Consider the following 12612-nt stretch of genomic DNA (forward strand, 5'->3'; position numbering starts at 1 on the left):
TCGGTGTCGTGTCGTGTCGTGTCGTGTCGTGTCGGGTCGCGGGCATCGTGCGCGGGTACCCCATGTCGGTGTGCCGCTACCCTCGCAGCCCATGAGCAGCATCCGCGCCTGGCTGGAGCGGTCGCTGTGGGAGATCGTGCCACGCGACCACCGTGAGTCCCGGCAGGCGCTGCGACGGCGCCAGGCCGTCACCGCCGTCTTCGCGCTCCTGGGGGCCGCCGTCCTCGGCGTCTCACTGCACATCGAGCCGGGAAGCGTGTGGTTCTACCCGGCGACCCTCGCGCTCGCCGCCGTGTGGGTCGCCGGCGCGTTCTGCTCAGGCCCCCTGCACCTGGGAAGGATCACGTGGCGCGCCGGCCTGGTCCGCCCGGTGGCCTCGCCGATCGGCGTCGGACTCCTGCTCGGCGCGGTGTTCGTGCTCGGCGCGCTCGTCGTGCGCGAGCTCCCCTACCTGGGCGGCCGGGTCGCGGGGGTGCTGGACTACGCCGACGAAGGGTCACGTCTCCTCGTCGTGCTGCTCACGGCCGTCAACGGCGTCGCCGAGGAGCTCTTCTTCCGAGGCGCGCTCTACGCCGCCGTCACTCGCCGACCGGTGCTCTGGACGACCCTCGCCTACACGCTCGTCACCCTCGCCACGGGCAACGTGATGCTGGCCGGGGCGGCGGTTGTCCTGGGCCTCGTCGTCGGGCTGGAGCGGCGCGCCTCCGGCGGCATCCTGGCACCTGTGCTCACCCACGTCAGCTGGTCGCTGGTGATGCTGGTGGCTCTTCCACCGCTCTTCTGAGGGACGGTCCTCAAGCGTCGGGCCGGCGTCCGAGTGCCCGCCGCACCGCCTCGCGGTAGGTCAGCGGGCGGCCCGGCACCACGTCGCGGATCGCGTAGTCGCGCTGCACCACCTCGTTGGACATGGAGTCGATCAGGTTGCGCCCCGTGGTCGGGTCGACGCTGGTGACGAACGAGATCCAGTACGACGACAGCCGAGGCGTCAACACGGGGACCGGGAAGATCGGCAGGTGCCGGCCCTGCATGACCTCCGCCGCCTGCTGCAGCATGTCCAGATAGGTCAGCTGGTCGGCGCCCCCGATCTCGAAGGTGCGCCCGAGGGTCGCCTCGTTGCCCACCACTCCGGCCAGGTAGCGCACGACGTCGTCGATGGCGATGGGCTGCGTGCGGGTGGCCGTCCAGCGCGGCACCACCATGGCGGGCAGGTTCTTCACGAGCTGGCGGGTGATCTCCCAGGAGATGCCGCCCTCCCCCACGACGATCGCCGCACGCAGGGTCGTCACCGGCACACCGGACTCGCCCAGCAGGCGCTCCACCGCCCGGCGCGAGCGCAGGTGGGGCGAGAGCTCGTCCGCGTCGCTGCCGAGGCCGCCCAGATAGACGATCTGCCGCACACCCGCCGCCGAGGCGGCCAGCCCGAAGGCACGCGCGGCCTCCGCGTCGCGGCGCTCGAAGTCGGGGTCGCCGAGCGAGTGGACGAGGTAGACGGCGACGTCGACGTCCGCCACCGCCTCGGCGAGCGTTCCGGGGTCGTGCACATCTCCGTGCACCGCCTTCCCCGGACCCTCGTAGGACTCCGGACGCCGGGTCATCGCCTTCACCTGGTGGCCGTCGTCGATGAGCGCCGGCACCAGCCGGCGGCCGACGAACCCGGTCGCGCCCGTGACCAGCACCGTCGTGCCCACGGTCACGCTCCGATCCGACGACGAGCGACGACGTCGCAGCTCTCCACCTGGGTCATCGCCCGCACCTTCCTCGTCGCGAGCCGCCCCGGTACCCACCCGGATCGGCCTACGCCCACCTGTCAGGACGGCGAGGTCCACCCGACCGCGTGAAGTGGCGGATGGTCGCCTGCCCCATCACACGATGGGCAGCATCCATCCGCCACTTGTCGCCGAGCCGATGGCGGCCCGGCACCCCCGTCAGGCGAGCGCCTTCGCCTTCAACGCGTCGAACTCCATCTGGCTGATGGAGCCTGAGTCGTAGAGGGCCTTGGCCTTCGCGATCTCCTCGGACGGCGAGGCCTTGCCTGCCACCGAGCGGATGTGCTCGTCCTGCGCCTGGCGCAGGTCGGCGTAGGCCTCGGCCTGGCGCTGCGCCATGCCGGCGCCACGCACGATCAGGTAGATGAGCGCGGTGATGAACGGGAAGATGATGAGAAAGACGATCCAGATCGCCTTGACCCATCCACTGACGTCCTTGTCGCGGAAGAGGTCGCCGAGGATGTTGAACAGGATCATCAGGTAGGCGATGAACGCGAACGAGACGATGATGAACCAGATGATGTCCCAGAAGCTCATGGCTTGCCTTTCTCTGCGGCGGCCGTCGAACCGGTGACGTGCCTCACCATGCGCCGATCTTGGGACAGCCTGGTGCGACTGGGATTCACCCGCATCGGGTGAAAGGTCAAGAGGTGCTGCACACAGCGGCCGAAGCGGTAGGACGCCGCGATGTCCAGACGGGGAAGCACACGGGGACGCTCCTTGACACCGCCGTCAGTAGCCGGTGCCCTGCTTGACCTGCTGGCGCTCGCTCTCGTGCGCGCCGCCCTTCTTGTCCAGGGTGACGCAGGCGTCGTTGATGTCGCGCGTGAACCGCTCCACCTGCTCGCGGCTCATGGTCTCCTTGACCAGCGCGCGGAGGATCTTCACGTGCTCGGCGTTCGGAGGCAGGGTGTAGGCCGGCACCATCCAGCCGCGCTCGGCGGAGAGCTGCCAGGCGATGTCGGACTCGTCATACCCGTTCCTGCCCGCGAGCTTGAACGCCACCAGTGGCAGCTGCTCGAGGTCGCTGCCGATGACCTCGAACCGGCCACTCTCCCGCAGGTGGCTGGCCAAGGCGCGGGCGTTCTCCTGCATCTGTCTCATCACGTAGGTGTAGCCCTCGCGACCGAGGCGGACGAAGTTGTAGTACTGCGCCAGGACCATCGCGGCCCCGGTGGAGAAGTTCAGGGTGAACGTGGCGTCGGTCTTGCCGAGGTAGTTCTCGTAGAAGACGAGGTCCTGGGCGAGATCGGTCTCCTCACGGAACACGAGCCAGCCGATGCCCGGATACACGAGCCCGTACTTGTGCCCGGAGACGTTGATCGAGCGGACCTGCTCCAGACGGAAGTCCCACTTCGTGTCGGGGTAGAGGAACGGCCACACGAAGCCCCCGCTCGCCCCGTCGACGTGGATCGGGACGTCCAGGTCGCGCTCCTGCTTGACCCGCAGGAGCAGGTCGTTGATGCCGACGACGTCGTCCTTGTGCCCGGTGAACGTGGTCCCCAGGACGGCCACCACTCCGATCGTGTTCTCGTCGAGATGCGGCTCGACGTCGTCGGGGCCGATCGTGTACTTGTCGGGCTCGAGGGGGATGATCCTCGGCTCCACGTCGAAGTACCGGCAGAACTTCTCCCACACCACGTGCACGTCGGCACCGAAGACCAGGTTCGGCCGGTCGACGGACCCGCCCGCCGCAGCACGGCGCTCGCGCCACTTCCACTTCAACGACAGGGCACCCAGCATGATCGCCTCGGACGACCCCTGAGTGCGGCACCCGGTGGTCGGGCCCGGCGCGTGGAACAGGTCGGCGAGCATCCGCACGCACCGCTGCTCGATCTCGGCCGAGATCGGATACTCGGCGTGGTCGATGAAGTTGCGGTGCAGGTTCTCGGCGATGATCCGCTGCGCCTCCGGCTCCATCCAGGTCGTGACGAAGGTGGCGAGGTTTCGTTGCGGGTCGCCCTCCATCGCGAGGTCCTCCCCCACCAGGCGCATCGCGTCCACCGGAGTCATCCCGGTGTCCGGGAAGTGTGTGGAGGGGACGAGCTGGGTCAGGAAGCGGTTGCCGTACAGCGTCGCGGCCGCGATGTCAGCACTGGTCATGCCTCCTGAGTCAACACAGCCGCGGCCCGGGCGGAATCACCCGCGATGGGTGACCCCCACGCCGAGCGCCCGCTCGCTCATGGGGCCCGAGGAGTCTCACGTCAGGACGTTCACCGCTCTCGCGACGACGAGGCCGAGGACGACCAGGGAGATGAGTGACTCCACCGACATGGCGAGCTTGACCCAGCCGGCGAGCGGCATCGCGTCGGTGGGGCTGAACGCGGTCGCGGAGGTCAGGCCGAGGAACAGGTAGTCGTGGAACTGCGGTCGCCAGCCCGGCGGTGCCAGCTCGGGGTTGAGCTGCTGGGGGAAGGCGATGTCCGGAGTGCTGGGCAGACCGTGGGCACGGACGGCGGAGCCCCCGCTGTCGAGCTCCCAGTAGAGCAGAGCGAAGGCGATGACGTTGGACGCCCAGACCACTGTCCCCGCCGCGAGCAGGGCCGCGGCCGAGTTGGTCAGCTTCCCGCCCTGCACCAGCGTCGCGACCATGAAGCCCGTCGCCAGGAGCGCATCGAGCACCAGGAGGCCGACCGCACCGATCGAGACGCCCCGCAGCGTCCGCGAACGTCGGTCGATGCGACCCGGGTCGCGCACGATGAGGACGATGAGGAGGACCATCTCGACAGCCGGAAGCACCCACCAGGGCGCAACCCGCAGCTCCGAGGGACGCGCCAGAGTGAGCGCGGAGGCGACCACGACTGCGGCGGCCATCGGCCATCGCGGCTCGCCTCGGACGGTCGCGTCGACCATGGGCACGCCCCTGACTCACCCCGCAGCGGAGTGTGTATCGGATCTGCGGCTGGGAGCATGGTGGCACACACCGCGAAGGTGGGGGGACGGTACGTCGTCAGCTGAAGGACACCCAGGACGCCGCTCGGATGTTGGCGGCGCGCTGCTCCAGCAACACGGGGTCCAGCAGGTCCGCGCCCGAGAGGTGGGCCCTCAGGTCGGCGTCCTGGATCGCCGCCAGCAAGGCGAGGCCGTAGAGGGCCATCGGCTGACCGGACTCCACCCAGTCCACCAGCAGGTTGGGGTCCCGCTCATAGCGCGGCACCCGCAAGCCCCGCGCCACGATGAGCCCTGGGAGGTCGTGCCCGACCAACACCCGGGCGGCCTCCTCGGGGACACGCCGACCGGTCAGACGGAGGAAGTGAGCAGCCTGGCTCATCGACACCAGCTGCCGCGCCCTGCCGGCCTGGAGTGTCAGCCTGCGACGGGAGCTCCTGTCCAGCAGGTCCACGGCCACGAGTGTCCCGAGCATGGACAACCCGCACGCCAGCGCAACTGCGCCCGCCAGCAGGTGAACGTCCCAGAGCGGACGACCTCGCTCCCTCGCACCGAGTGCCGACGTCACACAGAGCCCGATCCCGGCGAGGACCATGACGAGAGCCGCGATCTCGATCCGCAGTCGGGGCGATGAAGCTGTGGTCCGCATCAACCCCAGTATCCAGGCCGGACCAGCAGATGCGGGGTGCCGACGGCTCGGCGTCCTCGATGAGCCGCTGAGCCGCACCCGCCTGGGCAGCACCCGTCCGTCGTTCGGTAGCACCGTCAGGCTGACGAGAGATGATGGCCCTTCGAGCGGCGAGTTCGCCGCCGCAAGGGAGAGGACGCGCCCACGATGCCGACGACCCGGTTCACCGTCCACACGAGCTTGTCGCCGAGCGAGGTGCTCGGCGTGTTCACCGACTTCGGTCCCGATCGGGCCAGCCGATGGCCGAACCTCGACGAGGCGCACTTCAAGGTGCACGACCTGGGGCCGGACTGGGCCGAGGTCACCGAGGGCAACGCGATGGGCTGGGAGCGCGAGCGCTACTCCTGGGACGCCGACGCCGGCACCGTGGCGATCGACACGCTCCACTCGAACCTGTGGGCGCAGGGCAGCGGCTGGCGCTACGAGCTCAGGCCGGCGGACGGTGGCACCGATGTGCACGTCTCGCTGACGCGCGTGCCCAAGTCCGTCCTCGGCAGGCTGATCGGGGCGTTGATTCCGCTCGTCGGAGCGCGCACCTTGGGGAGGCAGTTCCAGTCGGTCCTCCGGAAGGCAGAGTCGGCATGAGCGAGAGCGGGGATGTGACGGATCCGCACTGCCCGACGAGTGGCTCCGTCCCGGCTGAGCCCACCGACGGTGCGGCTCGGGGCTCCTACCACCAGAGGGTCTCGGCGAACCGCCTGTCGCCGGGCCGCGACGCGGTCTCGGCGGTCTCGGCGGCTTCGGCGGCTTCGGCGGCCAGGGCCGCCTGGGTCGGCGACTGAGGCCGCCTGGCAACGTCGAGGACGGTCGTGAGCAGGTGGTAGAGCCTCTCGTCGATGTCGGGCGCAGCGGTCTCCGCGATCCCCCGCACCGCGCAGGTGATGAGATGCGGCGCCGAGCGCTCTTGGAACTGCTTCGCCGTCAGTGGCATGTCGTTGACGAACCGCCGGGCCCACGCGGTCGCGTGTGGCACATCGGACATCGCCTGGCGCATGTCACCGAGGCCTACGACCCCGTCCGGCCCCAGCCGGAGCGCCATCTCCTCGCAGCGCAGCAGACCGACAGCGAGCATGCGCTGGAACCGTGCAGGCACCTGCGGGACCACCTCCACCGCCACCGCCGCGGTCAGCTCCACCTCCCACGGCAGCCCGCCGCCGCGGATGCCGACGACAGACGGGATGTGCGGAGCCAGTCGCGCGCGGCCATCGTCGCTGGTGTAGTCGTTCACCATCCGCGCCAAGTGGGCGACCAGGGGGTGGGTGCACTTGGGGTGGTCGCTCCAAGGCTCTCCTGCCAGCACCGAGGCCATCTCCATGAAGCACGCGCCTCGGCGCGGGTTGCGATGCTTCCCGCGTGAGAGGACCGGGATGCCGTCGGGAGTCTTGATAGCGGTCATGGTTTCGCCTCCACCACCAGCATTAGCCCGTAGCTCGTCCGACGCAAGGGTTCGTTGGCCTCTCACGCCGTTCGTCCGGCGAGGGCCCGGTGTCAAGGCCTCGGTGTTCCTCATCGTCACGTCGAGGCACAACCGTGCAGCATCACGCTCGTCGACGTTCACGTCGAGGACGCTCACGCCTCGGCGGTGTGTCGACCAGCCGCCACCAGCCCGTACAACGATCTCGCCGCATGTGAGTGAGCACCACAGAGCGTGCTCGACCGTGCCATGGGCTCGCGCCGCCCGATCGGACGGCCCGCGGTCCGCTACGGCGCCGAAGATCTCTGCTCATGAGCCGAAACGTCGCTGCAGGTCGGCGTAGGCGATCGCGCCATCGAGGAAGCCGAGCGTCCCGGTGGCGAGCAGCTCCCGGCCGGCCCGCTCCAGCATGCTGAACGAGGCCCGAGCCAGGCTGCCACCGAGGCTGACGCGCTTGACACCGAGCGAGAAGAGCGTCGGCGCGTCCGTGGTGCTTGCCAGCCCAGCCACGACGTTGAGCGGCCCGGGAATCGCGCGAGCGAGCCGCCGAATCGTGTTCTCCTCTGCGACACCCGGCACGAAGATGCAGTCGGCACCTGCGTCGAGGTAGCGCACTGCCCGCTCGACGGTCTCGTCGAAGAGGTCCGCCTCGGCCCCACCGAAGTAGGTGTCGGTGCGGGCGTTCAGCACGAATGTGCCTCTCGGTGCAGCGGCCCGCGCGGCTGCGATCCGGTCGACCGCCTCCTCGACGCTGTACAGCCCGTCCGTGTCCGCGTCCTCGATGTTGCCGCCCACGGCCCCGAGGCTCACAGCGTGAGCGACGGTCTCGCCCACATCGTCAGCGGTGTCGCCGTACCCGGCTTCCAGGTCCGCGGTCACGGGCACCTTCACGGCAGCGACGATGCGCGCGACGTGGTCCAGCATCGCGTCACGGTCCAGCGCTCCTCCGTCCGGGACTCCCAGGGACCACGCGATGCCTGCACTCGTCGTGGCGATGGCGGGGAAGCCGACCTGCTCCAGGATGCGTGCGGAGCCGGCATCCCAAGCGTTCGGGAGCACCAAGCCCGGACCTCCGTGGAGGTCCAGGAGCCTTGCTGCCTTGTCGTTCGAGGATCGGGTGGTCACGCCGGCATCATGCCGCGCGCCGGGCCTGCGTGGGCCGCACCACGGCCCGCGGGTCTGACAGACACGATCCGGTGAGCGCACACTGATGCGTGTGGCCGAGCACCTGCTGATCCTTCTGCGACACTCCAAGTCGGACTGGTCGGGCCACGAGGCCGATCACGACCGCCCCCTTGCGAAGCGGGGCCGGCGGCAGGCGCCCGAGGCCGGCCGGTGGCTGGCCGCGAACATCGGCCGGATCGACCTGGCCCTCGTCTCCACCGCAGAGCGCGCTCGGGCCACCTGGGAGCTGGCGTCGGCTGAGCTGGCCGAGCCGCCTGTGACGCGACACGACGGTGAGGCCTACGGAGCGTCTGTCGACGGGCTCCTCGACATCGTCCGCAAGCTCGACGAGGACCTCGGCACCGTCCTCCTCGTGGGTCACAACCCGGGGCTCGAGGAGCTCGCGGAGACCCTCAGTGGCGACGTCGTCCCCTTGCCGACCTCCGCCCTTGCTGTCATCGAGCTCGACACCACCTGGGCTCGCGCCGGGCACTCGCTCGGTGTGATCCAGGCCGCCGGGCGACCACCAGCGACCTGGGCCACGCGAAAGACTTAACCGTTGGGTTCGGAATTTCGCCCGCTCCGGACGCGCCGGCATGGTCTCATCGGAACTGGCGCATGACCCCCGAGCGCCGGTCTCGTTGTTCGGTGAAGCAACGCGAATCCCCCGGTCAGCATCGGAGCCCAGCCATGAACGAACCTGACGAGAGCCGCTTCCTCGCGCACCAAGCCGCCGAGACCCCCACGGTGCGCTTCGGCGACGGTCCACATCCGGCTGGCCAGGCCGTGCGCAAAGTCAGGCAGATCTGCGCGGAACAGCTGGCGGACATGTCAGAGGTCGATCTGCTGCTCGCGCTCGCAGAGACGGGCGACCTCATCGATGTCTATCTCACCTTCCAAGAGCGAGGCGCTGACACAGCCGACGAGCTCAGCAACGCCTGCGCCGACCTCGCCGACATCGAGGACGAGCTGATGCGGCGCGGGTTCTCCCACCGGATCTTCTCCGCCTGACGCGGCTCCTGCCTCCGGCGAGCACCCCGCTCAGGTCGGTCGCGAGCGCTACCCCAGCGCCGCCAACGGAATCGTCCAGAGTCCACGCCCGTGAGTCGCGAGCAGCACCCGACCGTCGGGTGTGACATTGAGATCGGCAGCGATCGTGTGGGGCAGACCCGTGCCGACCCGCTTCCAGGTGCCGCCGGCGAGACCCGAGGCGAACACGCCGACGTCGTCGGCGACGACGAGGCGGCTGCCGACGATCATCACGTCGTTGGCGGGGGCGTCGACGAGGTCGCCGCTGATGTCGTGCCAGCAGGCCCCACCGTTGGTCGTCTCGTACACGTGGCCGACGCCGGGGTCATCCGGCCCGACCATCCAGTGCCGCGCGTAGCCCGACAGCGAGAGGTAGGCATGCTGGGTGTTGGCCGGGTCGGTCGCGATCCCGGTGATGTAGCGGTTCGGCACCGGATCGCAGCCGGCGGGGACGGTGGAGAGGTCGAGCTGGTGCCAGCTCCCGGTGCCGAGGTCGGTGATGACGCCCCGATGGAAGCCCGTCTCGGAGACATAACCCGGCCAGCACGGCCCGCACCAGGAGGCGAAGCCGCTGCCGGCGCGAACGTCGAGAGCGGTGATCGACCTACCGGCCCCGGTGTCGAACTGGGGTGTCCAGTCCGCAGCCGTCGTGTGGAAGCCCTTCGTCGACTTCCAGAGGATCTCGCCTCCGGCGTAGAAGTCGGTCGACACACTGTCGTCCTGCACGAAGGGCGCGATGAACAGGGGGTTCGGGTCGGCCGGCACCGCATCGACGAAGGTGCGACCGCCGTCGTTCGTGACCGCCGGCGACAGGTCGGTGTACTCGGTCATGACGTTGTTCGCGTTGGTCGTGTCGACCACCGTCTCGCCTCCGTCACCGCCGAACGGCTGGCTCGCCTCGATCGGGTGGAGCTTGTCGGCGCCCTCGATCAGCTTCGACGTCCCATTGTCCTGCAGGCCGCCCCAGAACACGGTCTTCCCGGTGGACGGATCCACCCCGGAGTCGGCGTAGTAGTACTGCAACGTGCCGAGGTTGCGGTTGTGGTCGGTCCACGAGCCGCCGGCGGTGTGCACACTCGTCGGCCGCGAGAAGACGCCGCCGTCGTTGCCGATCCACACGGTGCCGTTCGCGATCGTCGCGGCGTGCTGGTCGGAGTGGGTCGTGTTCGGGCAGCCGCCGAAGTCCGGGGCGGCGGCGTCGAAACAGGTGAGGGTGAGGTTCCAGTACGGCGCGGCGGTGTTCCACGTCTTGCCGGCGTCCGTGGTCTCGTAGACCTCCTCGAGGCCGACGTACAGGTGGCTGCCGTTCGCGGGGTCGACGACCAGGAACTGGTTGTACCAGGCCTGGACGCCGGGCTTGTACCCCGGCCCGATGGCTCCGGGCTTCTGCGCCGACCCGCTGTTCATCAGCACCGACGGGCTGGCGATCTGGTTGAACGGTCCGCGGACGTCGCGCGTGGACAGGTAGATGCCCTCGAGGTTCGTGCCCCCTCCGGTGTGGTTGAACGCCACCGGATCCTCGACCATCACGTAGAGCTTCGAGCCGTCGGGTGAGTAGGCGATGCTTCCGCGCCCCTGCGCGGTCTGAGGGACATAGCCCTGGGGTGCGAGCGGCCCGGTGAAGGTGCGACCGGCGTCGTAGGAGACATACAGCCCGTTCGTCGTGGCGCCCGCGCGCCAACCGCGGACAGCAACGACTTCCTGCCCGCCCGTGCCGGGGCGCACCGCGACATCGGAGATGAGGTTGAGGACCTGGGCGTTCGGCGTGCCGGTGTTCGCGTCGGGACCGCCGATGACCTTCTGCCAGGTGGGGTCGGTCGGCGCCTTGCGATACAGGCCGTGGCTGGTGGCCGCGAGGAGGACGTCGCCCTCGGCGACGATCTTGTAGGTGGCGGCGCCGGTCAGCTCGTCTCCTCCGACGCGGTGCCAGCTGGCTCCGTGGTCGGTCGAGGCCAGGATGCCGATGCCGGCATAGGAGTCGAGGTTGATCGTCGGCTCGCCGGTGCCGGCGTACACCGTGTAGTGGCTCGGGTTCCCGTCGCTCGAAGGCAGGATCGCGAGCGTGCCCTCGGCCGTCGTGTCTTGGGTGTCGAACACCGGCGTCCACTGCTGGTGAGCCGTGTCAGTCGAACGCCAGACGCCACCACCTGCGCCGGCCGCGTAGACGTCGCCGTTCGGCGCCACCCCGATGCCGGTGATCCGACCGGTGTTGTAGCCGCTCCCGCTGCCGCTGTTGCTGTCCTGGGACAGGTAGCGTCGGTCGTCAGGGAAGTAGCTGTAGGGGCCGAGCTCCTTCCACGGGGTGCTGTCGATCGTGGGAACGTCGTCGGCCACGGACGCCGCGGCGGCGAACGCCCGCGGGTTGACCGCCGTCCCCGGAGCTGCGCGGGGGCCGAAGAACGAGGCCAGCGAGTCAGCCAGCTCCTGGGACTCACCACCGTCCTGGTGTGACTGCGCCGCATGTGCGGGCGCGAAGGCCAAGGCCACCGCAACGACCGCACACGACACGAGGACGAGAAGACGCCTGTGACCCAGGACCATGCCCACCACTCTCCTGCCACCGAACGGGAGGGACCAACGGTTCACATCCTGCGCCCAAAGTGCGCGGACGACCAGAGCGACGTGAAGGGCGCCTCTCCTAGTTGGAGCCCTTCAAAGCTCGGATGGTGTTGCTGACCACCGCGGCGTAGGTGGTGTCCGGATCGGTCTGGATCGCCGGTGCGGTCACGCGCACCGCCCAGAACTTGTAGGGCACGCTCACGCTCAGGTGCTCCGAGTCTTGGGCCGTCTGGGTCTTGAGAGTGCGCCAGGAGCCATCGCCCTGGCGGCCCTGGATCGCGATCGGCCGCTCGGGATGAGCGCAGGCCGTGCACGTGTAGGTGAGGTCCAGCTGGACATCGAGGGTGGCGGACCCCGACTGCCGGGTCCAGGAGGGGGCGCTGAGGTCCGCCGTGGCTGTGAACGTCCCTGGGGTGGGCGTCGGAGACTCCGAGGGTGACTCCGACGGCGAAGGTTCGGGTGACGGGGAGTCCGATGGTGACGGGGAGTCCGATGGTGACGGGGAGTCCGATGGTGACGGGGAGTCCGATGGTGACGGGGAATCCGATGGTGACGGGGAGTCCGATGGTGACGCTGAGTCGGTTGGTGACGGAGAGTCCGATGGTGACGCTGAGTCCGACGGCGACGAGGACGGGGATGGGCCAGGAGCCGTGTCGGCCTGCAGGACGAGGACCCAGTCAGTGTCGCCGGCCGAGTTCGAACCCTGCGAGGCCGAGCTGTATGTCGGACCCGGCGTGGCGGCCCTGGTGGCCCCCGAGGCGGGGTCGACCCAGGTGGCCCGGTAGCCGGGGACCATCATCGACTGGTCGATCGTGATCGTCGAGGGATGGCTCATGTAGATGACGGCCAGGGAGCCGTCCGGCGTACGCGAGGCGGTCACGTATTTGTCCGAGTCGTCCAACAGGTACGTGCCGGACCCGCCTGAGACGATCGGGGCGATGTGGGTGCCGCGGCCGGCGGTCACCAGGTCGCTGGAGGTGTCGGCGATCAGGCGTTGCCAGCCGGGCAGCGCCCGCCAGTAGCTGGTGATCGCCGGGACCTGAGTGTTGTAGAACGGCGCCGACGCGATCTGGTCTTGGGCTCCGCTGCCCCACTGCCACACG

The 12612-nt window shown here is 69.4% G+C and carries 13 protein-coding genes; 4 read left to right on the forward strand and 9 right to left on the reverse strand.

Going from position 1 to position 12612, the window contains the following annotated elements; translation table 11 throughout:
- The first annotated feature begins 91 nt into the window (after positions 1–91).
- Positions 92–784 (forward strand): CPBP family intramembrane glutamic endopeptidase, encoded by a 693-nt coding sequence (locus ACYQ1K_RS18620; protein ID WP_459984750.1) that lies wholly within the window; start codon positions 92–94, stop codon positions 782–784.
- A gap of 10 nt (positions 785–794) precedes the next feature.
- Here ACYQ1K_RS18620 and ACYQ1K_RS18625 read toward each other — a convergent pair whose 3' ends face one another.
- From ACYQ1K_RS18625 to ACYQ1K_RS18645, 5 genes are all read right to left on the reverse strand, one after another.
- Complete coding sequence (locus ACYQ1K_RS18625) at positions 795–1694, reverse strand: NAD(P)H-binding protein (protein WP_459984751.1); 900 nt, start codon at positions 1692–1694, stop codon at positions 795–797.
- A 231-nt stretch (positions 1695–1925) separates the two neighbouring features.
- Positions 1926–2303 (reverse strand): SHOCT domain-containing protein, encoded by a 378-nt coding sequence (locus ACYQ1K_RS18630; protein WP_459984752.1) that lies wholly within the window; start codon positions 2301–2303, stop codon positions 1926–1928.
- A gap of 195 nt (positions 2304–2498) precedes the next feature.
- Positions 2499–3869 (reverse strand): glutamate decarboxylase, encoded by a 1371-nt coding sequence (gad, locus tag ACYQ1K_RS18635; RefSeq protein ID WP_459984753.1) that lies wholly within the window; start codon positions 3867–3869, stop codon positions 2499–2501.
- Positions 3870–3965: 96 nt separating this feature from the next.
- Positions 3966–4619 (reverse strand): hypothetical protein, encoded by a 654-nt coding sequence (locus ACYQ1K_RS18640; RefSeq protein WP_459984754.1) that lies wholly within the window; start codon positions 4617–4619, stop codon positions 3966–3968.
- Between the two features lie 97 nt (positions 4620–4716).
- Positions 4717–5304, reverse strand: a complete 588-nt coding sequence (locus ACYQ1K_RS18645) for a hypothetical protein (protein ID WP_459984755.1) — start codon at positions 5302–5304, stop codon at positions 4717–4719.
- A 186-nt stretch (positions 5305–5490) separates the two neighbouring features.
- Here ACYQ1K_RS18645 and ACYQ1K_RS18650 point away from each other — a divergent pair, with 186 nt between their 5' ends.
- Positions 5491–5928: an SRPBCC family protein gene (locus ACYQ1K_RS18650; RefSeq protein WP_459984756.1), complete on the forward strand. Its 438-nt coding sequence runs from the start codon at positions 5491–5493 to the stop codon at positions 5926–5928.
- An 85-nt stretch (positions 5929–6013) separates the two neighbouring features.
- Here ACYQ1K_RS18650 and ACYQ1K_RS18655 read toward each other — a convergent pair whose 3' ends face one another.
- Together ACYQ1K_RS18655 and ACYQ1K_RS18660 are read right to left on the reverse strand one after the other, a co-directional pair.
- Positions 6014–6739: a hypothetical protein gene (locus tag ACYQ1K_RS18655; RefSeq protein WP_459984757.1), complete on the reverse strand. Its 726-nt coding sequence runs from the start codon at positions 6737–6739 to the stop codon at positions 6014–6016.
- A 327-nt stretch (positions 6740–7066) separates the two neighbouring features.
- Positions 7067–7882, reverse strand: a complete 816-nt coding sequence (locus ACYQ1K_RS18660; protein WP_459984758.1) for an isocitrate lyase/PEP mutase family protein — start codon at positions 7880–7882, stop codon at positions 7067–7069.
- A 91-nt stretch (positions 7883–7973) separates the two neighbouring features.
- Here ACYQ1K_RS18660 and ACYQ1K_RS18665 point away from each other — a divergent pair, with 91 nt between their 5' ends.
- Together ACYQ1K_RS18665 and ACYQ1K_RS18670 are read left to right on the forward strand one after the other, a co-directional pair.
- Positions 7974–8477: a SixA phosphatase family protein gene (locus tag ACYQ1K_RS18665; RefSeq protein ID WP_459984759.1), complete on the forward strand. Its 504-nt coding sequence runs from the start codon at positions 7974–7976 to the stop codon at positions 8475–8477.
- A gap of 134 nt (positions 8478–8611) precedes the next feature.
- Positions 8612–8932, forward strand: a complete 321-nt coding sequence (locus ACYQ1K_RS18670) for a hypothetical protein (protein ID WP_459984760.1) — start codon at positions 8612–8614, stop codon at positions 8930–8932.
- A gap of 48 nt (positions 8933–8980) precedes the next feature.
- Here the strand turns inward: ACYQ1K_RS18670 and ACYQ1K_RS18675 are convergent, their stop codons facing one another.
- Together ACYQ1K_RS18675 and ACYQ1K_RS18680 are read right to left on the reverse strand one after the other, a co-directional pair.
- Positions 8981–11491 carry a WD40/YVTN/BNR-like repeat-containing protein gene (locus tag ACYQ1K_RS18675; protein ID WP_459984761.1) on the reverse strand — a complete coding sequence of 837 codons (2511 nt, stop codon included), beginning with the start codon at positions 11489–11491 and terminating at the stop codon, positions 8981–8983.
- Positions 11492–11588: 97 nt separating this feature from the next.
- Positions 11589–12612: putative collagen-binding domain-containing protein (locus ACYQ1K_RS18680; protein WP_459984762.1), on the reverse strand; the 1024-nt coding region annotated here is incomplete at its 5' end.

It is taken from the genome of Nocardioides sp. AN3 (genome assembly GCF_054653495.1).